The following is a 24,591-nucleotide window of genomic DNA, read 5'->3' on the forward strand; positions in this document are numbered from 1 at the left end:
ATCCGAGCCTGCGACCGCGCGAGGAACGAGCGCGGCCGCAACGGGAGGAGGTCGAGCGAGCGCAGCGACTGAGCTTGCGAAGCCGCGAAGCGGGTCGAGACCGAGTCACGTCGGCCCGAGACCAGGCGCACGCGATCCCGTATTTACCTCCGTTGTGCCCCGTGCGGCAGAATGGGCTGATCAACGCAGAGTTCCCCCCACGTCGCAAGGAGACCGGATGACCATGACGACACCCGACGAGAACGAAGGTGTGGTCGTGAACGAGGACCTGGAGACTGCTGTCGAGGTGGCGGCCCTCGCTGCTGAGCCCGTGCCGCGGGAGATGACGTGGGCGGTCCGGCTGATCGTCGGTCTGATCGCGTTCAGCGCCGTCGTCGTCGTGGTCATGGTGCTGCGTTCCGATGACCTGGTGCGCGCGTGGGCGGAGGGCAACGCCTCGGCCAAGCGCATCCTGGAGACCGAGGGGCTCGAGGCCCTCATCAACCCGCCCACCGACAACCGGGTCAGCGCGCCGGCCTTCATCGCCCCGGCGATCACCCTGTTCGGTGTCATGGCCGGCATGCTCGGCGTGCTCGCGGTCTTCCTCCGCAACGGCTTCGAGTGGGCCCGCATCACGATCACCTTCCTGGTGTTCATCTCCGCGGTGGCCAGCGTCGGCGGCATCCTGACCGGCCCGCCGGTGATCATCAGCGTGCTCACCACGATCGCGATCGTCATCGCCGCGGGGCTGCTGGTGGTCATGTGGCTGCCGGCCAACACCCGCTACATCCACCCGCCGCACCTCATCCGCGGCGCCGTCGCCGACGACTGAGCGACCCGCAGCGCCGCTCGACACGCCCCGTCCTCGATTCGTCCTTGTGACTGTCGGTGGCGGGGTGTAGTTTGATCACGTGTTCGAACAGATGTTCGAACAACCAGGCTCTGGCGGGCGTCGTCCTCGACCCCCGACGCCCGCCGGAGCCGTCCACTGCGGGGTCGACCGTGAGCGAGAAGGACGACCCGATGCATCTGCTGCCGGCCACGACGCACAGCTACCTCTTCCGAGCCACCGAGACCCTCGCGGAGGCGATCGTGGCCGACGACGTGCCGAGCAGGTACGCCATCGCTCACGTCGCCGCACTCCAGGCCGCCGCCGCGCTGATCGCCGCCCGCACCGATCCCGTCGAGGCCGCGAGCCGCGCCGGTCGCCGTCGTCCGTGGAACGCCTGGGTCCGCCTCAAGAAGGTCGCACCCGAGCTCTCCGAGTGGGCCGACTACTTCGCCGCAGGCGCCGCCAAGCGCGCTGCCGCGGAGGCCGGCTCGATCCGTGCGGTCACCGCGGAGGAGGCCGACGAGCAGGTGCGTGACGCCGACCGATTCCTCGCCGTCGTCGAGGAGTCGCTCGGGCTGATGGCCCACACCTCGCCGGCCACCCTGTCCCGGCACGACCGCCTCGTGGGCTGATCCAGGTGTGGCGTACGCAGGGTGGGAGGCAGGGCCTACGCTTGGCCACATGTCAGCTGGCTCCGCTTCAACCAGTCGTCGGGCAGGCGCCCGGACCGTCGCCGTCTGGGACGCGCTCGACCCGGTCCTGGCCTCCGGCCCGCTCGACGTCCTCGACATCGGCGGCGGCACCGGCACCTCAGCCGTACGCATCGCCGGGCTCGGCCACCGGGTCACCGTCGTCGACCCCAGCCCCGATGCGCTGGCCGCGCTCGACCGCCGGGCCCGCGAGGCCGGCGTCTCCGTCGATGCGCGCCAGGGCGACCTCGCCGCGCTCTCCGACGTCGCCGACCCCAGCGGTGCCGACGTGGTGCTCTGTCACGGTGTCCTCGAGGTCGTCCCCGACCCCGCGGCGGCGCTGGCAGGGATCCGCGAGGTGCTCCGTCCCGGCGGCACGCTCAGCCTGCTGGTCGCCCAGCGCACCGCCGCCGTCCTCTCCCGCGCTCTGGCCGGCCACTTCGCGCAGGCCGCCGAGCTCCTCGACGACACCGCTCCGCAGGGGCGCTCCGGTCGCCGCTTCGCGCTCGACGAGGTCACCGGGCTGCTCGAGGCCGCGGGCTTCGAGGTCACCGACGTTCGTGGCGTACGTGTCTTCGTGGATCACGTTCCTGGGTCGCTGCTCGACGTCGACCCTGGTGCAACCAACGCTCTCGTCGAGCTCGAGCAGCGGGCCTCGACCCGCGCGGACTACCTGCCGCTGGCTTCGCAGGTGCATCTGCTCGCTTCGCTTCGCTAGGCACCGCCTCGGAGGTCCGGGGTGACCGGCACCCCGATCCTCCATGTCGACATGGACGCCTTCTTCGTTTCTGTGGCTATCAGGCACCAGCCCGAGCTCTGGGACCAGCCGGTCGTCGTCGGGGGTCACGCAAGGGGAGTGGTGACCTGCGCCAACTATCCGGCACGCGCCTACGGGGTCAAGGCCGCGATGCCGGGGTCGATGGCGAGACGGCTGTGCCCTCAGCTCGTCTCGGTCCGTCTCGACTTCGGCGAGGTCGCCGAGGTCTCCCATCAGGTCCGCGAGATCTTCCGTCGCGCCACCCCGCTGGTGGAGGTGGTCAGCGTCGACGAGGCGTTCCTCGACGTACGGGGAGCGACAAAGCTCTTCGGGAGCCCTGAGAGCATCGCCCACCGGATCCGCCGCCAGATCGCCGAGGAGCTGAGCATCACCTGCTCGGTCGGTGTCGCGCCGACCCCGAGCGTGGCCAAGGTCGGCAGCCGCAAGGCGAAGCCCGACGGCGTCGTGGTCGTCCGGCCGGAGGAGATCCCCGGCTTCCTCCACCCGCTCGACGTGGGTGAGCTCTATGGGGTCGGCCCGAGCACGAGGACCCGCTTGCGGCGGCTCGGCTTCGAGACGGTGGGCGACATCGCCCGCACCCCGGTGCCGACCCTCCACCAGATCCTCGGCCCGCGCCTCGGTGGCCACCTGCACCGGCTCGCCACCGGCACCGACCAGCGCGAGCTGACCGGGCGGCTGGGCCCGGACCTGCCCGACCGGTCCACCGGCGCCCAGGAGACCTTCGGACACGACCTGAGCGACCGCGAGGACATCGTCCGCGAGCTGCTGCGCCTCTCGGCCCGGGTCACCCGGCGGATGCGGCGGGCAGGCACGGTCGGCCGCACGGTCGCGCTGACGGTGCGGTTCACCGACTTCAAGACCATCTCGCGCTCGCGCACGCTGCCTGATCCCACCGACGTCACCCAGGAGGTGCACGCCACCGCGGTCCGCCTCTACGACGAGCTGAATCTCCGCGGCCGGGCGCTGCGCCTGGTCGGGGTCCGGGTCGAGCACCTGGTCGCCCGCGAGGGCACCGACCGGCAGCTGGTGCTCGGCGAGCGGGAGCGGGGCTGGTCCGAGGCCGACCGCGCCATCGACCAGGTCGCCGAACGCTTCGGATCCAGCCTCGTACGCCGCGCGAGCCTGCTCGATCAGGGCCGGGGTTGACGCACCCGCCACTTTGCTTGACACAATCGGTCCTGGTTGTGCCATGTGGCAGAACGTCAAGGGGCAAGAATTTTCTGGGCTCACTACCGCCTTCAGGGTGGCCAGCCTAGACTTGGAGATGCCCCAACAGGACATGGGAGGTACGGTGCCACTCTCGGAAGAGGAGCTTCGCCTGCTCGAGCAGATGGAGCGCGCGCTCTCGGCGGAGGACCCGAAGTTCGCCTCCGCCCTCCGAGGCACGGCCCTGCGCCGTGCCCAACGTCGACACGCGGTCATCGCGGGCATCGTGCTCGCCGGTGGTGTCGCGTTGCTGATGACCGGTGTGATCTCACGGATGTGGATCGTCGGGGTGGTCGGCTTCCTGGTGATGCTGGCCTCGACCTCCGTGCTGCTCACCGCTCTTCGTGGTGCTGCCGCGGTCGAGGAGGACGACGGGGACCACACGCCCCGCAGCTCGTTCTTCGACCGGGCCAGCGAGCGCTGGAAGCAGCGCCGCCGCGACAACGACCTCTGAGAGAACGACCTCTCAGAGGACCATCTCTAGGACGAGATCAGCTCCCGCTCGGACCGCGCAACCGGTCCGTCGGAGGCTGGTGCCGGCGGGCGGCGGAAGACCGACGCCGGCCACAGGCGTGCCCGGCGACGGGCACGCCGATCGGCGTGCTCCCTGAGCGCGGCCGAGACCAGGCGTACGTCATCCCCGATCGCCGCGGTGTCGCGGTGCTCCGCATAGCGGTTACGCTCGACGGCGGCCACGATCCGCTGCAGCGCGAGCATCGGCTCGCGATCCTGCAGATGCGGAGCCAGGCCGGTGGCCTCCTCTCGGGGTGAACGGGTCCCGGTCCAGGGGAGACCGAGGTCGATCGCGGTGTCGCCCAGCTCGCTCCAGCCGGCCTCTGCGTCGCCCGCCAGGCGAGTCGTACGCCGCCGACGCCGGATCACCGCCGGCGCCGCGAGCGCGACCAGGCCGACCAGGGCGACGATCCCCAGACCGGTCCAGACGGCGCCGGCGTTGGACTCCTCGGTGCCGGTGTCGGCGACCTCGGGCGTCTCGGGCGCCTCGCGCTGCGGACGGTTGGGCACGGGCGCGACGCTCGTGCCGGCGCTGGGAAGAGGCGCCTCCGGCTCGTTGCGGGCGTTGCCCAGCGCACCGGTGGTGTAACTGGGCTCGCTGGTGTCGGCGGCCGCCGGGGTCGGCTCGAAGCGGATCCAGCCGATGTCCTCGAACCACAGCTCGGGCCAGGCGTGCAGGTCTCGGCCGCGGAACTGCCACACGCCGTCTTCGTCCTGATCGCCGCCCAGGAAGCCGAAGGCGACCCGGGCCGGGATGCCGAGCTCGCGAGCCAGCACGGCCATGGCCGTGGCGTACTGCTGGCAGTAGCCGACCTTGTTGTCGGTCAGGAAGTCCAGCAGGGCCGCGCTGTCGGAGCCGACGTCACGCTCCAGGCTGTAGGTGAACTCGCCGCTGTGGCGGAACCAGTTCTGCAGGGCGACCGCCTTGGTGAACGGCCGGTCCTGGCCGGCGGTCCGCTCCAGGGCGATCTCCTCGATCTCATCGGGGAGCAGCGGTAGGTCGGTCATGCCCGGTGGGGCGCCGACGCCGGGGTCGCCGGCGGCCAGGAGGCGCTCCTGGGACGGCTCGACGGGGGCGGCGGTCATCCGCCAGCTCTGGCCGGCGACGGTCTGGTCCCTGCCCTCGGTGGACATGAAGTCGAGGGTGTCCTCGTCGTAGCGCCACGGCCCCCGGGCGGTGACCTCGAGGGGATGGGCGAAGATCGGCAGCCAGGTCGACTGGAACTTCGCGCTCGCCCGCAGCTGGTAGGTCGTGGGATCCCCGAGCAGGGTCGCGTCGGACATCGGCGGCTCGAAGGTGGCCACGCCGCTGTGGTCGGAGGGCACGTCGCGGTTGCCCGAGGTCCACTCCGTACCGGTGAACTTGGTCAGGGCTCCGACGCGGAGATAGGACGGGGGAGTCTCGGTGTCGCCGTAGACGGGGGTCACCGACACCATCACCTGGTCGCTCTGCCGGCGCAGGTCGTCGTAGAGCCCGACCGTCGGGTTGATCACCCGCAGGGGGCCGTTGCCGTCGCCCGGCCCCAGACCGGGAAGGGAGACGTTCGGGCTGGGCAGCCACGCCGGAGTGAGCAGCGCGATCACGACCGCGGAGACGCCGATGACCGCCGGCCCGGCGGCGGGCACCACCGGGAGGTCGTCGTCGAGGCGCCGGCCCCAGCGGCTCAGCTGCTGGGCTCGGTCGAGGCGCAGCATCACCAGGAACGAGATCGCGGTGAGCGCGAAGACCACCCAGGAGACCCCGCCCCAGCCGCCGGCACCGATGATGCTGAACGGCACCGTGAAGACGCCCAGCACCACGAGCCCCATCATCGGCGGCCGCCGCAGAGAGACGGCGAGGACGTCGGCCAGCAGCACCGCCGCGACACCGCCCGGGATGAGGTAGGGCGCCACCTCCGACCCGGACATCGGCAGGTCGAACGGATTGAACGCGACGTACGCCTCGGTCATCTCGGCCGTCACCCGGGCCCGGCCGCCGCCGGTGACGGGGAAGGGGTGCTGCACGACCAGCAGGCCGGTCGCGATCGTGCCGAGAAGCGCCTGCAGCAGGACCACGACCGCGTCGTGCACGCGCAGCAGCCGCGCGGAGATGCCGGTGCCGACCACGAGCAGGCCGGCGACCAGGATCGGGCCGAGGTAGGGGAACCGGGTGCTCGTGAACGAGCCCCACGACGACAGCGCGAACAGGACGGTCAGGAAGCACGTCAGCGGCACCGCCATGGCGGGCACGACGCCGCGTGCGTCTCGGGAGGTCATCATCGCGCCGCCCCCGCTCCGGCTGCCGCGCCCCGGGTGCCGAGCTCGCGCCAGCGGGTGGCGACCGAGTCGCCGACCCCGAGCTCGACCGCCTTCCAGCCGTGCTGGATGAGCAGAGGTACGCCGCTGGGCCGCCGTTGCTCCGGCGCCAGATGCACCGCGCTCCAGCCGTCGACGGCGAGCGAGAAGGCGAGCGCGGCCCCGGTGTGGTGTCGCACCCGGCGAAGCACGCCGGCGTCGTCCTCGTCGAGGGAGCCGAGGACCGCCACGGTGACTCCGCCCTGCCCGGCCTCGCCGATCCAGGAGGCGTCGATGCGGTGGTGCTGGACGGTCTCGACCACGGCGAGCGCCTCCAGCAGGGCGGCCGCGTCGGCCTGGCCCTCGCGGTCGTGCCAGCCGGCGTTGAGCTCCCCGCTGCCCGCGGCGCCGGGGGTGTTTCCGCCGGAGGTCACCAGCCGCACCGAGTAGCCGGCCTCGACCAAGTGCACGGCGACCGAGGCGGCGACCACGACGGCGTGCTCGAAGGAGGAGCCCGCACCCTGGCCGCGGTGGACCGAGCGACGGTTGTCGAGGAAGACGGTGGCACGGGCCTGCCAGGGCTGCTCCTCACGGCGCACCATCAGCTCGCCGAGGCGGGCCGAGCTGCGCCAGTGCACCCGTCGCAGCTCGTCGCCGCGGCGGTATTCACGCACCGTGACGTCCTCCGCGCTGCCACCGAGGAACGCCCTCGGCCGGGAGTCGCCCGACGAGGTCGCGTTGCCGGTCAGGGGAGTCGGCGGCAACGGGACCACTCTCGGTGTGACCGTGAACGGGACTGTGGACTGGAAGGCGCGGTTGAGCTCGACCAGGCCGAACGGGTCGGCCACGGTCACGCGCATCGGGCCGATGTCGAAGCGGCCCCGGATCTCGGAGCGGATCTGGTAGCCGAGCTTGTGGCGCCACCCGAAGCCGATCCGGTCGACCACGAAGCGCGGGCGGCCACCCAAGGCGTACGGCACCGTCTCCTCCAGCAGCAGGGTCCCGGTGGGGATCCGGCCCTCGTTGGCGATGGTGAGCTCGACCCTGGCCGGCTGACCGGCCTCGGTCAGGTGCGGCTCGATGTGGCGCACCAGCGCGAGCCGGTAGCGGCCCCAGGCGGCGACCACCGCTGTGACCAGCGGCAGTGCGACCAGCAGCATCCCGATCCGGGACAGTGTGGCCTGGTCCAGCAGGATCCCGCAGACGATGGCGGTGATTCCGGCGGCCAGGAAAGCCCGGCCCCGGATGGTCAGTCCGGACAGCGCCTCACGCATCGCGCCCCTCCTTGAAGTCGGCCCGAGGGTCAGGTCTGTGGCACCGGGACGGCGGACACGACGGACTCGAGGATGTCGGTGACCGACCGGCCGTGCATCGCCGCGGAGGCGCTGGGGAGGAGACGGTGGGCAAGGACCGGACCGGTCAGCCTGCGTACGTCATCGGGGAGGACGAACTCGCGTCCGTGCAGGGCGGCATGGGCCTTGGCGGCCCGGAGCAGGTGGAGGCTCGCCCGCGGCGAGGCGCCCAGGGCGAGCTCGTTGTTGGTGCGGGTCGCCGCGGTCAGCGCCACGGTGTAGCGGCGGACCGCCTCCGAGACGTAGACCTGGTTGACGACGCCGACGAGCTTGCGGATCTCCACGGCGTCGGTCACCGGGTCGAGGTCGTCGAGCGGGTTGGCCGCGCTGTGGCTGGCCAGCATCGCGATCTCGGAGCCGACCGGCGGATAGCCGACCGAGACCCGCGCCATGAACCGGTCGCGCTGCGCCTCCGGGAGGGCGTACGTCCCCTCCATCTCGATCGGGTTCTGGGTCGCGATCACCATGAAGGGCGACTCCAGCTGGTAGGTCACGTTGTCGACGGTGACCTGATGCTCCTCCATGCACTCCAGCAGCGCCGACTGGGTCTTGGGGGAGGCACGGTTGATCTCGTCGCCGACCACGATGTTGGCGAAGATGCCACCCGGGCGGAACTCGAACTCCCGGGTGTTCTGGTTGAAGATCGACACCCCGGTGACATCGCTCGGGAGCAGGTCGGGCGTGAACTGGATGCGACGCACCGAACAGTCGATCGAGCGCGCCAGTGCCTTGGCGAGCTGGGTCTTGCCGACCCCGGGCACATCCTCGATCAGGAGGTGTCCCTCGGCGAGCAACACGGTCAGCGTGGAGTCGACGACGTCGGTCTTTCCTTCGATCACCTTCTCGATGCTGTCGCGAATGCGGCCCGCGACCCGCACCAATGTCTCGATCTCTGCCCCATTCGATGAGGCCTCCAACGGCGTCGTCACGTCGCGTCCTTCCGACTCACCCTGCTTATGGGAACACCGTACGGGGTAGCGCCTACGGGCGTCTGCGTCATTCACCCGACTGTGACCTGTAGGCGGTACGCCGCCGGCCTCCGCGGCACGCGGGCCGGGGGAGCGGGTGGTGGTGGGAAATCGCCTCGTGGGGGAGGAAGGTGGTTTGAATGTGGGGGATTGTGGGGTACGGTGGGGCAAAGTGGAGGAACGATCCACGTTGAGCTGACCGCGGGGGCGAGCACATGTTCTTCATGGGCACGTACACGCCGAAGCTCGATGAGAAGGGCCGGATCTTCCTCCCGGCAAAGTTCCGAGATCGACTGGCGGAGGGGGTTGTCGTGACGCAAGGTCAGGAGAACTGCCTCGTGGTGTGGCCCGAGGACGTCTTCATGCAGGAGGCGCAGCGGGCCCAGCAGACGCCGCTCACCTCTCGGGACGCACGTGACTACGCCCGTGTCCTCTTTGCGGGGGCCGAGCAGACGACACCCGACAAGCAGGGCCGGATCGGCATTCCGCCGCTCCTGCGCGACTACGCCGGGATCGTCAAGGACGTGGTCGTGATCGGTGTGATGGACCGGATCGAGATCTGGGACCCGGCCAAGTGGGCGGAGTACTCCGCGGGTGCACAGGCCAAGTTCGCAGACCTCGACGAGTCGACGGACTGACAAAGGGACAGATCGACAAAGCGACAAGCAGCAGAGCTGATCAGAAACGAAACAAGTCAACAGCGGATCCGCAGGACGAGGTCTCAGTCCCGCTCCACTCATCCAGCCATCCGGGGCACCTTCCCCGGCTCCGGACGGCACCTGGTGGTGACGGAGCGGGCATGAGACCTGGCTCTGCGGATCCGTGGCGTTGTCAGCCCGTGGCTCTACCGAAGAGCCGGGGAGAACACACCAGACGAAGCCGTGCGATGGGGGTCGAGGCGGTGACGAACCAGAAGCACGTGCCGGTGATGCTCGACCGCATCGTCGACCTGCTCGCACCGGCGCTCGCCGATGGCGGCGTGCTCGTCGACTGCACGACCGGTCACGGTGGTCACACCGAGGCCGTCCTCGAGCGCATTCCCGGGTCGCGGGTGATCGGCATCGACCGAGACACCTACGCCCTCGGCATCGCGGGGGAGCGGCTGGCCCGTTTCGGTGACCGGTGGACAGGCGTCCACGCGGTCTACGACGAGATCCTCGACGTCGTCGCCGGGCAGGGCCTGGCCGAGGTCCAGGGGGTCCTCTTCGACCTCGGTGTCTCCTCGATGCAGCTCGACCAGCGCGAGCGTGGCTTCGCCTACGCGGAGGACGCGCCGCTGGACATGCGCATGGATGCCACCCGGGGTCAGACCGCGGCGGACGTGCTCAACAACTACTCCGCGGCGGACCTGACCCGGATCCTGCGGGACTACGGCGAGGAGAAGTTCGCCAAGAAGATCGCCTACGCCATCGTCAAGCGTCGCGAGACGGTGCCGTTCACGACGAGCGGGCCGCTGGTGGAGCTTCTCTACGCGGAGATCCCGGCACCTGCCCGTCGCACCGGCGGACACCCGGCCAAGCGCACCTTCCAGGCGCTGCGGATGGAGGTCAACGACGAGCTCGGGGCGCTGCGTACGGCACTGCCGGACTCTCTCGAGGCCGTCGGCGTCGGTGGCCGGGTGGTGGTCGAGTCCTACCACTCGCTCGAAGACCGGCTCACCAAGCGGGCCTTCGCCGAGGCGACGAAGCTGGACGTACCTCCCGACATGCCCATCGTGCCGCCCGAGGCCGAGCCGTCGTTCCGTCTGCTCACCCGTGGTGCCGAGCAGGCCAACGAGGCAGAGATCGAGGAGAACCCGCGCGCCGCCTCGGTGCGACTGCGCGCCGTGGAGCGCACCAAGCCCCGAACCAACCTTCCCAAGTCGAACCCTGGAGCAGCCAGATGAGCATCTCCGCCGCGCCGCAGGCGCCCGTACGCAGCCCGGACCGGGCCACCGAGACGACCCAGGCACGGCTCACCGCCGTGCCTGCGCCGCTGCCTGCCCCGATGGCGCCGCGGCTGCCGTTCGTCGTGCTCGTCTCGATGCTGCTCATCGGTGGCGTCGTGGGTCTGCTCGTCTTCAACACCTCCATGCAGCAGTCGGCCTTCCAGGAGCAGCGTCTCCAGGAGCAGGCGACCACGCTGGCCGCCCGGGAGCAGGCGCTCGACGGTGAGCTGAAGAAGATGGAGGACCCGCACAAGATCGCCGCCAAGGCGAAGGATCTCGGCATGGTCGTCCCGCAGAACGCGGCCATGCTCCGGGTCCCCGAGGCGAAGATCGAGGGGGAGGCGGCCGCGGCCGACCGGTCCGCGACGCCGCCGCTGCACCCGAAGGTCGCCAAGCCCTACAGCGTGCTGCTCGCCGAGCAGAAGGCTGCCGAGGCGGCCGCCGCGAAGAAGAAGGCGGCCGAGCTCGCCGAGAAGAAGCGCGACCAGGAGGCGGCGGAGAAGCAGGCGGCCGAGGAGCAGCGTACGTCTTCGGGCGAGGCACGGTAGGAGAGCGGAGCGATGGCCCAGCGACAGGTCAAGCGGAAGATCCGCCGGCCGGCGCGCCGCCCTGCCCCGAAGTCCACGCCGAAGGCGACGCAGCGACGCGGGCCGGTGCACATCCGGCTCCGCGTCGGCTTCATCCTGGTGGCGATGGTGCTCTCGGTCTTCGGGGGCCGGCTGGTGCAGCTGCAGGGCATCGACCCGCACTCGTACGCCGCGATGGCGGCCGCCGAGAACGTCGTCGATGTCGTGCTGCCGGCCGAGCGCGGCGAGATCCTCGACCGTGACGGCGAGGCGCTGGCTGACTCCTCCGACGGGCTGATGGTCCTGGCCGACCCGAAGCAGACGAAGAAGGACGCCCCGGCGATCGCCGCGTTCCTGGCCAAGGAGCTCGGCGTCGACTACGCCTCGGCGTTGGCCAAGCTCCGCAAGGACGGGAGCCGGTTCCAGTACATCGACCGTCAGGTCGTCGCGACCAAGGCCACCGACGTGGTGGAGCGCGCCAAGGCCAAGGGCTACCAGGGGCTGTGGACCAGCCGTGACCCGCTGCGCAACTACCCCAACGGCGACGTCGCGGCCAACCTGGTCGGCTTCATGGGCAACGACGGCCCCCTCGCCGGCCTCGAGGCCGCCTTCGATAAGCACCTGGCCGGCAAGGACGGGCACGCCGAGTACGACGCGACCAGCCCGGTCAGCGGCACCCGGATGCCGCTGGGCACCAACAACCGCGTCGACCCGGTCGACGGCAACGACCTGACCCTGACCATCGACCGCGACCTGCAGTACTACGTCCAGCAGACCCTGATGGACGCCGTGCAGAAGTCGCGCGCGGAGTCGGGGATGGCGGTCGTGATGGACACCCAGACCGGCGAGATCCTGAGCCTGGCCGACTACCCGACCTTCGATGCCCGCGACCCGGCCGCCTCGCCCAAGTCGCTGCGCGGTAGCAACGCCCTCTCCAACGTCTACGAGCCCGGCTCGGTGCAGAAGGTGCTCACCGTCGCCGGCCTGCTCGACCAGGGGCTCGTCTCGCCCTCGACCCGGCTCAAGGTGCCGGGGTCCTACCGCTCGGGCGACGCCGACATCCACGACTGGTACGAGCACGGCATGGAGAAGCTCACCCTGGCCGGGGTGATCGCGAAGTCCTCCAACATCGGCACGGTGATGGCGGCCGACAAGTACGAGGACGGCCAGCTGCGCGATTACCTGGCCGCCTTCGGACAGGGCCGGCGCACCGGCCTCGGCCTCGACACCGAGTCGGCCGGCCTGCTCGCCTCGCCCGAGACCTGGAACCCGGCCGACGAGGACCGCATCGACTTCGGCCAGTCGATCTCGGTCAACGCCGTGCAGATGACCGCCGCTCTCAACACGATCGCCAACGACGGCGTACGCATCGACCCCAGCCTGATCGCCGGGAGCGCCACCAACAACTCCGGCGCCGAGGTCGGCACCGACACCGCCCAGCGCACCCGCGTGGTCTCCGAGGAGGCCGCCTCCCAGACCGCGGAGATGATGGAGCGGGTCATCAACGACCCCGTCAACGGCACCGCCAAGCAGGCCGCCGTCCCCGGCTACCGCGTCTCCGGCAAGACCGGAACCGCGCAGCGGGTCAACTCCGAGTGCAAGTGCTACGACGGCACCACCACGGTCTCCTTCGGCGGCTTCGCCCCCACCGACGACCCGCGGTTCACGGTCTACGTGGCCATCCACAACCCCGGCAACGGCGGCGGCGGTGGCACCGTCACCGGCCCGGTCTTCTCCCAGATCATGTCCTTCGTCCTGCGCCGCTACGGTGTCCCGCCGACCGGCACCGAGCCGTCGAAGATGCCTACTGGTTGGTGAGCTGCGCGGTTGCAGGAGTACCCGGTTAACCGGGTATGCCTGCACTTCTCTGGCAATGCAACACCAGAGAAGTGCAGGCATTGCCTGGGCGCTGTGACGGAAGAGACAGATGGTTCACGCCGTATGCATAACATAGGTATGTTATGTTTCTTGGGTGAGCACGACTTCTGCCTCCGGACGTGACCTCTCGCTCGCCCTCGAGAAGGTGGTGCGACTGGTGCGGGAGGTGTCGACGGCGGGGGACGTGTCGCCGACGGCGGCCACGGTGCTGGCCGGACTGGCGAGGACCGGGCCGCAGCGGGTGACCGACCTCGCGCGGGTCGCCGGGGTCTCCCAGCCCGCGATGACGCAGCTGGTCAACCGGCTCACCCAGCAGGGGATGCTCGCCCGGGTCGCCGATGACGCCGACCGGAGAGCGGTCCTCGTCGAGGTCACCGACTCCGGACGAGAGGTCCTCGAGACCAGGCGCGGGCAGCGAGCCGGTGTGCTCGACGCAGCCCTGGCCAGAGTCTCCGCCGAGGACCGTGCCGCCATCGCGGCGGCGCTGCCGGCCCTCGACCGGCTCGTCGACGCCGTGCTCGACTCCTGACGCGCCGGCGGCCCGGCGACGCGTACGAAACCAACGTCTGAGAAGAGGCAAGAACAATGAGCTCCCACCAAGGGGCAGCTGCCGCAAGTCCGTTCAAGCAACCACGCGCCGTGTGGGCGGTCGCGTTCGCGTGCGTGGTGTCGTTCATGGGCATCGGGCTCGTCGACCCGATCCTCCCGGTGCTCGCCGAGGAGCTGGCCGCGACGCCCGCGCAGGTGTCGCTGCTGTTCACCAGCTATCTCGTGGTGACCGCCGTGGCGATGATCGGCGTCGGCTGGGTCTCCAGCCGGATCGGTGCCAAGTGGACGCTGATCCTCGGCCTGGTGCTGATCGTCGTGTTCGCCGGTCTGGCCGGGACCGTCGACGGTGTCGACGGCATCGTCGGCTTCCGGGCCGGCTGGGGTCTGGGCAACGCGCTGTTCATCTCCACCAGCCTCGCCGTCATCGTCGGCTCCGCGACGGGAGGGTTCGCGGGGGCGATCATCCTCTACGAGACCGCGCTCGGCCTCGGCATCGCGGTCGGTCCGCTCCTCGGCGGCGTCCTCGGTGGCATCTCCTGGCGCGGCCCGTTCTTCGGTGTCTCCGCGCTGATGGCGATCGCGCTGGTCGCCACGCTGGTCTTCCTGCCGCCGACGCCCAAGCCGGAGAAGAAGGTCACCCTGCTCGCGCCGCTCGCCGCGCTGCGCCACCGCGGGCTGCTGACGATGGGCATCATGGCGCTGCTCTACAACTGGGGCTTCTTCACCCTGCTCGGCTACGCGCCCTACCCGATGGGCCTGCACGACCCGCTCCAGCTCGGCTGGGTCTTCTTCGCCTGGGGCATCCTGGTCGCCGTCTTCGCCGTGTGGGGTGCGCCGTGGGCGCAGCGCCGCTTCGGCACCGCGCCGACCCTCTACGTCAACCTGCTCGGTCTCGGTGCCCTGCTCGCCGTCATCGGCCTGGGCGTCTCCTCGCCGACCGTGGTCATCGTGGCCGTGATCCTGTCCGGCATCTTCGTCGGCCTCAACAACACGCTGACCACCCAGGCGGTCATGCTGGTCTCGCCGGTGGAGCGGCCGATCGCGTCGTCGGCCTACGGTTTCGTACGCTTCATCGGCGGCGGTCTGGCACCCTTCGCCGCGGGCAAGATCGCCGAGGCGACCGACCAGTCGGTGGCCTTCTACGTCGGCGCCGCCGCGTTCCTGCTCGCGATCCCCGTCCTGGCCAGCGGCCACCGGCTGATCACGGCCGCAGAGTCGGCCGAGACCGCCGAGCCGGTCGCGCCGACGCTCGAGCCCGTCGGACCGGTCCGCGGTGAGGGCCGTCCCGTGCTGGTCGCCGTCGGCGCCACCCTCGACGCCGACGCGGTCGTCGACCGGGCCGCCGAGATGGCCGCCGCCGAGGGCGCGCCGCTCGAGGTGGTCCACGTCCGCGAGACGGAGGTGGTCGAGGAGCTGGCGATCGACGCCGAGGAGCCGGAGATGGCCGCCGCGACCGTACGCGCCCACCTGGACCGCCTCGCCGCCCACGGCGTGACCGCGACCGGCCTGGTGCTGCACAGCGTCGGCGACCACGCCAGCGCCGGAATGGTGCTGGCCAGGTACGCCACCGAGGCCCGGGTCCGCACGATCGCGCTCGGCTCCTCGCCCCGCGGTCGTGCCGCCCAGCTCGCCGACGGCTCGATCACCTCCGCGGTCGTGCGGAACGCCGGCGTACCTGTCGTGCTCGTCGTTCCCGGCCAAGAGCCGCACGAGCTCAGCGCCGCAGCATTGACCCAGCTACGCCACGCCTGAACGCCACGCCAGGGTCGGCCCGGCGGGACCTGGTCCCGCCGGGCGGATAACCTTCGCCTGGTGAGCAGTGCGTACGAGACGGCGGATCCCAAGAGCCCGACCCGCCCGCGAGTGACCGAGCCGGTGACGCTGGCCGAGCTGGCCGAGCTGGCCGAGCTGGCCGAGCTGGCCGAGCTGGCCGGCGAGTTCGGCCTGGAGGTGCGCGGCGAGGCCCGTGTCACCGGAGTCTCGCTGAGCTCCCAACGGGTGCTGCCCGGTGATCTCTACGCCGCCCTCCCCGGGAGCCGGGCGCACGGCGCCAGCTACGCCGCCGGTGCCGTCGAGGCCGGAGCGGTCGCGGTGCTCACCGACGCCGCCGGCGCCGCCGAGCTGGAGGCCCAGGGCCTCGGTGAGGTGCCCGTACTGCTCGTCGAGAGACCGCGCACGGTGCTCGGCGCTCTCTCGGCCCGCGTCTACGGCAACCCCTCCGGCAGGCTGCGGCTGATCGGGGTCACCGGCACCCAGGGCAAGACGACGACCACCCGGCTGGCGGAGAGCGCGCTGCTCGACGCCGGCCACCGCGCCGGCGTCATCGGCACCGTCGGCACCCGGATCGGCGGGCGCGACGTGAAGACGCCGCTGACCACGCCCGAGGCTCCCGACCTGCACGGTCTCTTCGCCCGGATGGTCGAGGAGGGCACCGAGGCGTGCGCCATGGAGGTCTCCTCCCACGCGCTGGTGATGGGTCGCGTCGACGGGGTCGTCTTCGATGTCGCCGTCTTCCTCAACCTGGGACGCGACCACCTCGACTTCCACGAGACGGTCGAGGACTACTACGCGGCGAAGGCCGACCTGTTCACCCCGGAGCGAGCGATGTTGGGCATCGTCAACATCGACGACGAGCACGGCCGACGCCTGGCCGCCGAGGCGACCATCCCGATCCTCACCTACGCCCTGCACGACGACACCGCAGACTGGCGCGCCACCGACGTCGAGCTGCGCCCCGACGGCTCCACCTTCACCGTCCACGGCCCCGACGGCCTGGAGTTCCCGGGCGCCAGTCCGCTGGCCGGCGACTACAACGTCAGCAACACCCTGGCCGCCCTGGCGAGCATCCACCACGCGTACGGCGACGAGACGGTGGTGCGCGACGTCGCCACCGCCCTCGCGAAGGGCTCCGGCGTCCCGGGCCGGCTCGAGCGGATCGACGAGGGCCAGCCGTTCACCGTCGTGGTCGACTACGCGCACAAGCCGGACGCGGTCGAGGCCGCGCTCGGCACCCTCCGCCCGCTGACCGAGTCCCGGCTGATCGTGGTGATCGGTGCCGGGGGAGACCGCGACACCGGCAAACGGCCGATCATGGGGGAGATCAGCGCGCGGCTGGCCGACCACGTGATCGTCACCGACGACAACCCGCGCACCGAGGACCCGGCGAGCATCCGGCGACAGGTGCTGGAGGGCACGACCGGCGGCAGCGCGAGCGTCGAGGAGATCGGCGACAGGCGGGCCGCGATCGAGCGTGCGATCGGCCTCGCCGAGCCCGGCGACATCGTCGTCGTCGCAGGTAAGGGGCACGAGACGGGCCAGGAGATCAACGGCGTCACGCACCCGTTCGACGACCGCGACGTCGTCCGTGAGGCGCTCGCGAGACGCTGAATCGGCGGGGCGCCGCCGAGGCTGTCGAGACGTAGGGAAGAATGCCCGGGGCCGGTGTCTTCGCTATGCACACCGGCCCGGGGGCAAGGACCAGGAACGGCATGGCAAGGAAGGCACCCGGCTGACATGAGAGCGATCTTGCTGAGCGGAGCGATTGCGCTTCTGTTCTCGCTGCTCGGCACCCGATTTGCGATCGTACAGTTCACGAAGTTGGGCTACGGCCAGGAGATCCGCGAGGACGGCCCGACGACCCACCGCACCAAGCGCGGCACCCCGACCATGGGTGGCGTCGCGATCGTGATCTCGGTCGTCGTGGGCTACTTCGCGGCCAAGCTGTTGACCGGGGACGCCCCGAGCGCGACGGCCTATCTGCTGCTCTTCCTCCTGGTGGGCATGGCCGCGGTCGGCTTCGTCGACGACTTCATCAAGGTCTTCATGCAGCGCAACCTCGGTCTGCGCGCGTGGTCCAAGATGGTCGGGCAGACGCTGGTCGCGGTGGGCTTCGGCGCGGTGGCGATCCATCCCGGCCTGGCCAACGCCGACGGCATCACGCCGGCGGCGGACCAGCTCTCCTTCATCCGTGACTTCGGTCCACACTTCCTCGGCGGCGACGGGATCCTCTACTGGCTCGGTGGCGCCCTGCTGCTGGTCATCTTCTGGATCATGGTCACCGGCACGTCCAACGCCACCAACCTCACCGACGGCCTGGACGGGCTGCTGGCGGCGTCCTCGGCGATCGTCTTCGCCGCCTACACGATCATCTCGATCTGGCAGAACAACCAGCGCTGCGGCCGCCCGAGCGTCGAGATCGGCACCTGCTACGAGGTCCGCGACCCGCTCGACATGGCGATCCTCGGCGCCGCGATCAGCGGCGCCTGCATCGGCTTCCTGTGGTGGAACGCCAGCCCGGCGCGGATCTTCATGGGCGACACCGGCTCGCTCGCGCTCGGCTCCGTGCTGGCCGGCTTCGCGATCCTGTCGCACACCGAGTTCCTGCTGATCATCCTCGGTGGCCTCTTCGTCACCGAGACGGTCTCGGTGATCCTGCAGACGGGCTGGTTCAAGATCACCCGCAAGGTGACCGGGACCCCCAAGCGCATCTTCCGGATGACACCGATCCATCACCACTTCGAGATGCTCGGCTGGGAACAGGTGACCGTGGTGATCCGTTTCTGGATCATCACCGGCCTCTGCGTCGCGGCCGGCCTGGGAATCTTCTACGCCGAATGGGTGGCGACCATCTGATGGACCTCACAGAACTCGACAAGCTCGGCCGCAACGGCTCCTGGGAGGGCGTGAAGGCGGTCGTGGCCGGCTTCGGTGTCTCCGGTTTCGCCGCCGCCGACAACCTCACCCACCTGGGTGCCTCGGTGATCGCGCTCGACGAGTCGCCGGGCGACGAGGAGCGCCAGGAGAAGGCCAAGCTCCTCGGCATCCTGGGTGCCGACGTACGCCTCGGAGAAGGCGCCACCCACGTGCTGCCCGACGACGTCGACGTCGTGGTCACCTCTCCCGGCTGGAGGCCGACGGCTCCGCTGCTCGCCCAGGCGCGCGAGCGCGGGGTCCCGATCTGGGGAGAGGTCGAGCTCGCGTGGCGGCTGCGCGACCCCGACAACGCCGCCCCCTGGCTGGCGGTCACCGGCACCAACGGCAAGACCACGACCGTGCAGATGCTCGACAACATCCTGCGTACCGCCGGGCTCCGGTCCGTCGCCGTCGGCAACGTCGGCCTGCCGATCGTCGAGGCCGTGATGGACCCCGAGCCCTACGACGTCTTCGCCGTGGAGCTCTCCTCCTTCCAGCTCCACTACACCTCCTCGATGGGCGCCGAGGCCGCCGTCGTCCTCAACGTCGCCGAGGACCACCTCGACTGGTACCCCTCGATGAAGGAGTACGCCGCCGACAAGGGCCGCGTCTACGAGGGCGTCGAGCGGGCCTGCGTCTACAACGTCGCCGACGAGGCGACGCTGCACCTGGTCGAGGAGGCCGACGTCGTCGAGGGCGCTCGCGCGATCGGCTTCACCCTCGGCACCCCGGCGGTGGGCCAGCTCGGGATCGTCGAGGACATCCTGGTCGATCGGGCCTTCATCGAGGAGCGTCAGACCTCCGCCGCGGAGCTGTGCCAGATCTCCGACCTCGCCTCCGCCGCGCCCCACTACGTCCAGAACGCGCTGGCCGCGGCCGCGCTCGCCCGGGCGCACGGGGTCTCCCAGGCCGCCGTACGCGACGGGCTGAAGTCGTTCCGTCCGGACGGCCACCGCATCGAGGTCGTCGCCGAGGCCGGCGGCGTCACCTGGGTCGACGACTCCAAGGCGACCAACCCGCACGCCGCCCAGGCCTCGCTGCAGGCCTACGACCCGGTGATCTGGATCGCCGGCGGGCTGGCCAAGGGCGCCCGCTTCGAGGACCTGGTCGCCTCCATCCACGACCGGCTGCGGGCCGTCATCCTGATCGGCCAGGACCGCGACGTGATCGCCTCCGCCCTCGCCGCCCACGCCGGCGACCTGGAGATCGTCGAGCTCGACGACCCCGACGGCGCGGCCGCTCTCGCGGAGGCCGTCGAGATCGCCGCCGCGCTGGCCAAGCCCGGCGACACCGTGCTCCTGGCCCCCGGCTGCGCCAGCCAGGACCAGTTCCGCGACTACAAGGCCCGCGGCGACGCCTTCGCCGACGCCGTACGCCGCCAGCTCTGACCCCACCCGCCGAGACGTCACTCCGGTCGGCCGAGTTGGCACCGCGCTGCCCACTCGGCCGACGCAGGTGACGCCTCGGCCGACGTGGCTGACGCCTCGGCAGGGGCGACACGCGGGGGAGATGCGCGGCGAACGCGGAGACGGCGGCGAGAATGTAATGGACGTACGTCGCACCGCAACTGGGAGGTAGGCCGTGACGACCACCAGCCCCGACCAGACCGGTTCCGGCTCGGCCGAGCAGGCCAAGGCGTACCCGAAGTCGGTCCTCGGCTACCTCAAGGCCTGGTTCCACGCGCTGAGGGTGGCGCTGAACCGGCCGCTGGCCGCCTACTACCTGCTGCTCACCAGCACCGCGCTGCTGCTGACCATCGGGCTGATCATGGTGCTGAGCGCCTCGAGCGTGTGGGCCTACACCCAGATGGGCAACTCCTACGCGATCGTCGGGCGGCAGGTGCTGTGGGTGATCATCGGCATCCCGTGTGCGTTCATCGCCTCCCGGATCCGGCCGAAGCATCTGCGACGGCTGGCCTGGCCGGGGTACGTCATCGCCTGCGTGCTGCTCTTCCTGACCATCTTCTTGGGCCACGACGTCAACGGGCAGCAGAACTGGATCGGGGCCGGCCCGGTCAAGATCCAGCCGAGCGAGATCGCCAAGCTGGGGATCGTGCTGTGGGCTGCCCACGTCTACGCGCTCAAGGAGCGCCGGCTCGACAGCCTCCACGAGGTGCTGATGCCGGTCCTGCCGGGCATCGCGCTGGCCACCGGGCTCGTCCTCGCCGGCCGTGACCTCGGCACGGCGCTGGTCTTCTTCGCGATCGTGCTCGGGATGCTGTGGGTCGTCGGGGCGCCCGGTCGGCTCTTCGGGATGGCGATCTCGATCATCGGCGTCTCGGTGCTGTTCCTGATCAGCACCGACACCGAGCGGCTCGCCCGGCTGACCAGCTTCGCGGACCCGTTCAAGGACTACCACGGACAGGGCTGGCAGCCGTCCCACGGCCTCTACGCACTCAGCTCGGGCGGCATCCTGGGCCAGGGGATCGGGGCCTCGCAGCAGAAGTGGGGCGACCTGCCCGAGGCCCACACCGACTACATCTTCGCGGTGCTGGGCGAGGAGCTCGGCCTGGTCGGCACCCTGCTCGTCGTCGGCCTCTTCCTGACCCTCGCGTTCGCGCTGGTCAAGGTCGCGCGCCAGACCGACCGGCCGTTCGTACGCTACTTCAGCTTCGGCGTGCTGGTCTGGCTGCTGGGCCAGATGATCATCAACGTCGGCATGGTCCTCGCGCTGCTGCCGGTCATCGGCATCCCGCTGCCGCTGGTCTCCTACGGCGGCTCCGCGCTGATCCCGTCGATGGTGGCGCTGGGCGTCGTGATCGGCTTCGCCCGTCGTGAACCGGCGGCAGCCGCGGCGCTGAAGCAGCGTAAAGCCTTGGCAAAGGATCGGGCCCGCCAGGCAGCCGCTTACCGGTCCGCTCAACGCAACCGCTAAGTTCGGACGCATCATGAAGGCCCTCCTCGCCGGTGGTGGCACCGCCGGACACACATCCCCCCTGCTCGCCACGGCTGATGCCCTGCGCCGTCTGGACCCCAGCGTGGAGGTGACCTGCCTCGGTACGCCTCGCGGCCTGGAGAACCAGGTCGTCCCCGCCGCGGGCTACCCGCTCGAGCTGATCCCCCCGGTCCCGATGCCGCGCCAGCTCAGCAGCGACCTGCTGAAGGTGCCGGTCAACCTCAAGGGCGCGGTCGACGCGACCTACGAGGTGCTCGACCGAATCCGGCCCGACGTGGTCGTCGGCTACGGCGGCTACGTCTCGGTGCCGGCCTACATCGCTGCCAAGCGGCGCCACATCCCGGTGATCGTCCATGAGGGCAACTCGATGCCCGGCTACGCCAACAAGGTCGGTGCACGCCTCGCCGACCGGGTCGCGGTGAGCTTCCCGGACACCAAGCTGCCCAAGGCCGAGTACATCGGGCTGCCGATCCGCCGGATGATCTCGACGATGGACCGCTGGGCGCTGCGCGCCGAGGCACGCAGCTTCTTCGGGCTCGACCAGCACCGCCCCACGATCGTGGTCACCGGTGGCTCCCAGGGGGCCCGGACGATCAACGAGTCGGTCTCCGGCGCCTACCCGGCCCTGGCCAGCAACGGGATCCAGGTGCTCCACGTGATCGGCCCGAAGAACGAGCTGGCCTCGCCCGGCCCCGGCTACCACGTGCTCAACTACGTCGACCGGATGGACCTCGCGCTGGCCGCCGCCGACCTGATGATCTGCCGCTCCGGCGCCAACTCGGTGATCGAGGCGAGCGCCGTCGGGGTCCCGGCCGTCTACGTCCCCCTCCCGATCGGCAACGGCGAGCAGGCCCTCAACGCCCGCGCCGTCGTCGACGCCGGTGGCGCCGTGCTCGTCTCCGACGCCGACATGAGCGCGGCCTGGGTCACCAGCCACGTACCCCCGATCGTCACCGACCGCGCTCGCCTCGAGGCGATGTCGAAGGCGGCCAGCGACCTGGTCCCGCGCGACGCGGACGAGCGGCTGGCACGGATCGTCCTGGAGACCGCACAGCGTGGAGGTTCCCGATGAGAGTTCCCGTTCCTGAGCACATCCTGCCCGCCGAACAGCTGGGCAGGGTCCACTTCATCGGCATCGGCGGTGCGGGCCTGTCCGCGATCGCCCGGGTCATGCTGGCCCGCGGGATCGAGGTCTCCGGCAGCGACGGCGCCGACTCGTCGATGGTCGCGGCGCTGCGCGAGGAGGGCGCGACCGTCTACGTCGGCCACGCGGCCGAGCAGGTCGATGGCGTCGACACGCTGATCGTCTCCACCGCGATCCGCGAGGACAACCCCGAGTACGTCGCGGCAGTCGAGAAGGGCCTGCGGATCTACCCGCGCTCGGCCGGTCTGGCCTCGGTGATGGAAGGCCGCCGCGTCCTCGCCGTCGCCGGCACCCACGGCAAGACCACCACCACCTCGCTGCTGACCGTCTCCCTGCAGGCCGCGGGCGCCGCGCCGACCTACACCGTCGGTGGCGAGCTGGCCGCCTCGGGCACCAACGCCGCCGAGGGCTCGGGTGACCTGTTCGTCGCCGAGGCGGACGAGTCCGACGGCGCCTTCCTGGTCTACAAGCCGTACGCCGCGGTCGTCACCAACGTCGAGGCCGACCACCTCGACCAGTGGGGGACCGAGGAGGCCTACCGCGAGGGTTTCGCCCAGTTCGTGGGGCGGCTGGCTCCCGACGGGTTCCTGGTCGCGGTCATCGACGACCCCGGCGCCGCCGACCTGCGTCACGTCGCCCACTCGCTCGGCCGCCGCTTCATCGGCGTCGGTGAGTCGGAGCTGGCCGACGTACGCGCCGTCGACATCGTCCTGGAGGGCACCACCTCCTCCTTCACCGTCGTCGATGGGCTCGACGAGCTGGGCCGGATCACGCTGCAGATCCCCGGGCGCCACTACGTCGCCGACGCGTTGGCCGCGCTCACCGTCGGCCTGCGTCTCGGTCACTCCTTCGACCTGCTCAAGGCGGGGCTGGAGTCCTTCACCGGCACCCGGCGGCGGATGGAGCGCAAGGGAGAGGCCGCAGGCGTACGCGTCTACGACTCCTACGCCCACCACCCCTCCGAGATCGCCGGCGACCTCGTCTCCGGCCGGTCCGTGGCCGGGCAGGGGCGGCTCATCGTCGCGTTCCAGCCGCACATGGTCTCCCGCACCCGGATCTTCGGCGAGGAGATGGGCCGCGTGCTCGGCGCCGCCGACGAGGTGGTCGTCCTCGACGTCTATCTCGCCCGCGAGGACTACGACCCCGAGGTCACCGGCAAGCTCGTCGCCGACGCGGTGCCGCTGCCGCCCGACCGCGTCGTCAGCGTCGCCGGGCTCGAGGAGGCCGCCGCCGAGCTGGCCCGCCGCGCCCGACCGGGTGACCTCGTTCTGACGCTCGGGGCAGGTACCGTGACCGAGGTGGGCCCGATGGTGCTCGCCAGGCTACGTACGGCAGCGCAGTAACGCTGGGGGAGGCGAGCATGGGGGACAAGGGGTCCGACGCCGAGATCGCCGAGGCCTTGGAGATCGCCCGATCGGCGTCCGGCGAGCGCGAGATCGACCTCGCCTCGGAGGAGGCCAAGGCCGGCGCTGAGCCGAGCACCGAGCCGGGGCTGGAGACGGACGAGTCCGAGGACGAGCGTGCGGCGGTCGACCCGGCGACCCTGAAGAGCCGCAAGGCCTTCGCCCGCCGCCAGTGGCGCCGCCGTTGGCTGGCGTGGCGCTATCTGATCGTCGGCACCCTGGTCATCGCGCTCCTGCTCGGCGGCATCTGGGCGGTCTACTTCTCCACCTGGCTGCAGGTCAAGGGCACCTCGGTGCACGGCACGATGAAGATGACCAGCGCGAAGCAGGTCGTCGAGTTCGCGGCCGTCCCGGTCGGCGAGCCGTTGGCCACCGCCGACCTCGAGGCGGTGCAGGTGCGGGTGCTCAACGGGCTGCCGATGGTGCGCTCGGTCAACGTCTCGCGCGAGTGGCCCGACAAGATCCGGGTCGACGTCACCGAACGTACGCCGGTGGCCGTCGTCTCGATCGGCGGCCGGCTCCGTGCCCTCGACGAGACCGGCACCGTCTTCTGGGACTACAAGAAGGCGCCGCGAGGTCTGCCGATGGTGAACACCGTGACCGGCACCAACTCCGACGCCCTCCGCGAGGCCGCCGCGGTGGCCTCAGCCCTCCCGGCAGACCTCGCCAAGACGGTCGACCACGTCGAGGTGACCACCGTCGACTCGATCTCCCTGGAGCTGCGCAACGACAAGCGGGTGGTGTGGGGGAGCAGCGCCCAGTCCGACACCAAGGCCGACGTGCTGGTCGCGCTGATGAAGGCGGAGCCCGACGTGGCCCGCTACGACGTCTCCGTGCCCGGTCAGCCGGTCACCAGCAAGAGCGTCGGCTGATCCGGCGTAGGGATCTTCCCTACCGGACGGCAACGGATGGGCACAACTGATCCGCGTCCGCGTGTCGCGCCAGT

21 protein-coding genes are annotated in these 24,591 nt (G+C 70.8%); 18 read left to right on the plus strand and 3 right to left on the minus strand.

The window, feature by feature from the left end:
• The first annotated feature begins 217 nt into the window (after positions 1-217).
• From ABTX24_RS18015 to ABTX24_RS18035, 5 genes are all read left to right on the plus strand, one after another.
• Complete coding sequence (locus ABTX24_RS18015) at positions 218-811, plus strand: hypothetical protein (RefSeq protein ID WP_350718828.1); 594 nt, start codon at positions 218-220, stop codon at positions 809-811.
• Positions 812-981: 170 nt separating this feature from the next.
• Complete coding sequence (locus ABTX24_RS18020; RefSeq protein WP_350718826.1) at positions 982-1,443, plus strand: SAV_6107 family HEPN domain-containing protein; 462 nt, start codon at positions 982-984, stop codon at positions 1,441-1,443.
• 49 nt (positions 1,444-1,492) lie between these two features.
• Positions 1,493-2,218, plus strand: coding sequence for a methyltransferase domain-containing protein (locus ABTX24_RS18025; protein ID WP_350841469.1), 726 nt, complete (start codon positions 1,493-1,495; stop codon positions 2,216-2,218).
• A 21-nt stretch (positions 2,219-2,239) separates the two neighbouring features.
• Positions 2,240-3,424, plus strand: a complete 1,185-nt coding sequence (dinB, locus tag ABTX24_RS18030) for a DNA polymerase IV (protein ID WP_350841471.1) — start codon at positions 2,240-2,242, stop codon at positions 3,422-3,424.
• A 145-nt stretch (positions 3,425-3,569) separates the two neighbouring features.
• Positions 3,570-3,938, plus strand: coding sequence for an SCO2097 family morphological protein (locus tag ABTX24_RS18035; RefSeq protein ID WP_160024339.1), 369 nt, complete (start codon positions 3,570-3,572; stop codon positions 3,936-3,938).
• Between the two features lie 26 nt (positions 3,939-3,964).
• Here the strand turns inward: ABTX24_RS18035 and ABTX24_RS18040 are convergent, their stop codons facing one another.
• The 3 genes from ABTX24_RS18040 to ABTX24_RS18050 are packed head-to-tail and all read right to left on the minus strand — an operon-like array spanning position 3,965 to position 8,552.
• Entirely contained in the window at positions 3,965-6,253 is a 2,289-nt protein-coding gene (locus ABTX24_RS18040) for a transglutaminase TgpA family protein (RefSeq protein WP_350841473.1), read from the minus strand.
• The gene (locus ABTX24_RS18045; RefSeq protein WP_160024337.1) at positions 6,253-7,545 is read right to left on the minus strand and encodes a DUF58 domain-containing protein; all 1,293 of its coding nucleotides are present in this window, start codon (positions 7,543-7,545) and stop codon (positions 6,253-6,255) included. The genes ABTX24_RS18040 and ABTX24_RS18045 overlap by 1 nt, the downstream gene beginning before the upstream one ends.
• A 29-nt stretch (positions 7,546-7,574) precedes the next feature.
• Positions 7,575-8,552, minus strand: coding sequence for an AAA family ATPase (locus ABTX24_RS18050; RefSeq protein WP_350718818.1), 978 nt, complete (start codon positions 8,550-8,552; stop codon positions 7,575-7,577).
• Positions 8,553-8,806: 254 nt separating this feature from the next.
• On the opposite strand from ABTX24_RS18050, the gene mraZ reads away from it, so the two are divergent.
• The 13 genes from mraZ to ABTX24_RS18115 all read left to right on the plus strand — a co-directional run bounded on the left by mraZ (position 8,807) and on the right by ABTX24_RS18115 (position 24,517).
• Positions 8,807-9,229 (plus strand): division/cell wall cluster transcriptional repressor MraZ, encoded by a 423-nt coding sequence (gene mraZ / locus ABTX24_RS18055; protein ID WP_008363047.1) that lies wholly within the window; start codon positions 8,807-8,809, stop codon positions 9,227-9,229.
• 248 nt (positions 9,230-9,477) lie between these two features.
• Positions 9,478-10,476, plus strand: a complete 999-nt coding sequence (rsmH, locus tag ABTX24_RS18060) for a 16S rRNA (cytosine(1402)-N(4))-methyltransferase RsmH (RefSeq protein ID WP_160024336.1) — start codon at positions 9,478-9,480, stop codon at positions 10,474-10,476.
• Positions 10,473-11,066, plus strand: coding sequence for a cell division protein FtsL (ftsL, locus tag ABTX24_RS18065; protein ID WP_350841475.1), 594 nt, complete (start codon positions 10,473-10,475; stop codon positions 11,064-11,066). The genes rsmH and ftsL overlap by 4 nt, the downstream gene beginning before the upstream one ends.
• A 12-nt stretch (positions 11,067-11,078) precedes the next feature.
• Positions 11,079-12,902, plus strand: a complete 1,824-nt coding sequence (locus ABTX24_RS18070; RefSeq protein ID WP_350841477.1) for a peptidoglycan D,D-transpeptidase FtsI family protein — start codon at positions 11,079-11,081, stop codon at positions 12,900-12,902.
• Between the two features lie 154 nt (positions 12,903-13,056).
• A complete protein-coding gene (locus tag ABTX24_RS18075; protein WP_160024333.1) occupies positions 13,057-13,491 on the plus strand; it encodes a MarR family winged helix-turn-helix transcriptional regulator in 435 nt (144 codons plus the stop codon).
• 56 nt (positions 13,492-13,547) lie between these two features.
• On the plus strand, positions 13,548-15,263 hold the full coding sequence (locus tag ABTX24_RS18080) for an MFS transporter (protein ID WP_350841479.1): 1,716 nt from the start codon (positions 13,548-13,550) through the stop codon (positions 15,261-15,263).
• A gap of 60 nt (positions 15,264-15,323) precedes the next feature.
• Positions 15,324-16,898 (plus strand): UDP-N-acetylmuramoyl-L-alanyl-D-glutamate--2,6-diaminopimelate ligase, encoded by a 1,575-nt coding sequence (locus tag ABTX24_RS18085; RefSeq protein WP_350841481.1) that lies wholly within the window; start codon positions 15,324-15,326, stop codon positions 16,896-16,898.
• Positions 16,899-17,024: 126 nt separating this feature from the next.
• The gene (gene mraY / locus ABTX24_RS18090) at positions 17,025-18,143 is read left to right on the plus strand and encodes a phospho-N-acetylmuramoyl-pentapeptide-transferase (RefSeq protein ID WP_160024331.1); all 1,119 of its coding nucleotides are present in this window, start codon (positions 17,025-17,027) and stop codon (positions 18,141-18,143) included.
• A complete protein-coding gene (gene murD, locus ABTX24_RS18095) occupies positions 18,143-19,591 on the plus strand; it encodes a UDP-N-acetylmuramoyl-L-alanine--D-glutamate ligase (RefSeq protein WP_350841483.1) in 1,449 nt (482 codons plus the stop codon). Before mraY ends, murD begins: the two co-directional genes overlap by 1 nt.
• Positions 19,592-19,784: 193 nt before the next feature.
• On the plus strand, positions 19,785-21,077 hold the full coding sequence (gene ftsW, locus ABTX24_RS18100; RefSeq protein ID WP_160024329.1) for a putative lipid II flippase FtsW: 1,293 nt from the start codon (positions 19,785-19,787) through the stop codon (positions 21,075-21,077).
• A 13-nt stretch (positions 21,078-21,090) separates the two neighbouring features.
• Positions 21,091-22,170: an undecaprenyldiphospho-muramoylpentapeptide beta-N-acetylglucosaminyltransferase gene (gene murG / locus ABTX24_RS18105; protein WP_350841486.1), complete on the plus strand. Its 1,080-nt coding sequence runs from the start codon at positions 21,091-21,093 to the stop codon at positions 22,168-22,170.
• On the plus strand, positions 22,167-23,585 hold the full coding sequence (gene murC, locus ABTX24_RS18110; RefSeq protein ID WP_350841488.1) for a UDP-N-acetylmuramate--L-alanine ligase: 1,419 nt from the start codon (positions 22,167-22,169) through the stop codon (positions 23,583-23,585). The genes murG and murC overlap by 4 nt, the downstream gene beginning before the upstream one ends.
• Before the next feature lie 17 nt (positions 23,586-23,602).
• Positions 23,603-24,517, plus strand: a complete 915-nt coding sequence (locus ABTX24_RS18115; protein ID WP_350841490.1) for a cell division protein FtsQ/DivIB — start codon at positions 23,603-23,605, stop codon at positions 24,515-24,517.
• Positions 24,518-24,591: the final 74 nt, after the last annotated feature.

The organism is Nocardioides sp. NPDC127514 (assembly GCF_040302125.1).
GTDB lineage: Bacteria > Actinomycetota > Actinomycetes > Propionibacteriales > Nocardioidaceae > Nocardioides.

Coding starts and splice junctions, on each gene's coding strand:
- ABTX24_RS18015 (WP_350718828.1), top strand. CDS start 218: ATGACCATGACGACACCCGACGAGAACGAAGGTGTGGTCGTGAACGAG.
- ABTX24_RS18025 (WP_350841469.1), top strand. CDS start 1,493: ATGTCAGCTGGCTCCGCTTCAACCAGTCGTCGGGCAGGCGCCCGGACC.
- ABTX24_RS18040 (WP_350841473.1), bottom strand. CDS start 6,253: ATGACCTCCCGAGACGCACGCGGCGTCGTGCCCGCCATGGCGGTGCCG.
- ABTX24_RS18045 (WP_160024337.1), bottom strand. CDS start 7,545: ATGCGTGAGGCGCTGTCCGGACTGACCATCCGGGGCCGGGCTTTCCTG.
- mraZ (WP_008363047.1), top strand. CDS start 8,807: ATGTTCTTCATGGGCACGTACACGCCGAAGCTCGATGAGAAGGGCCGG.
- rsmH (WP_160024336.1), top strand. CDS start 9,478: ATGGGGGTCGAGGCGGTGACGAACCAGAAGCACGTGCCGGTGATGCTC.
- ftsL (WP_350841475.1), top strand. CDS start 10,473: ATGAGCATCTCCGCCGCGCCGCAGGCGCCCGTACGCAGCCCGGACCGG.
- ABTX24_RS18070 (WP_350841477.1), top strand. CDS start 11,079: ATGGCCCAGCGACAGGTCAAGCGGAAGATCCGCCGGCCGGCGCGCCGC.
- ABTX24_RS18080 (WP_350841479.1), top strand. CDS start 13,548: ATGAGCTCCCACCAAGGGGCAGCTGCCGCAAGTCCGTTCAAGCAACCA.
- mraY (WP_160024331.1), top strand. CDS start 17,025: ATGAGAGCGATCTTGCTGAGCGGAGCGATTGCGCTTCTGTTCTCGCTG.
- murD (WP_350841483.1), top strand. CDS start 18,143: ATGGACCTCACAGAACTCGACAAGCTCGGCCGCAACGGCTCCTGGGAG.
- murG (WP_350841486.1), top strand. CDS start 21,091: ATGAAGGCCCTCCTCGCCGGTGGTGGCACCGCCGGACACACATCCCCC.
- murC (WP_350841488.1), top strand. CDS start 22,167: ATGAGAGTTCCCGTTCCTGAGCACATCCTGCCCGCCGAACAGCTGGGC.
- ABTX24_RS18115 (WP_350841490.1), top strand. CDS start 23,603: ATGGGGGACAAGGGGTCCGACGCCGAGATCGCCGAGGCCTTGGAGATC.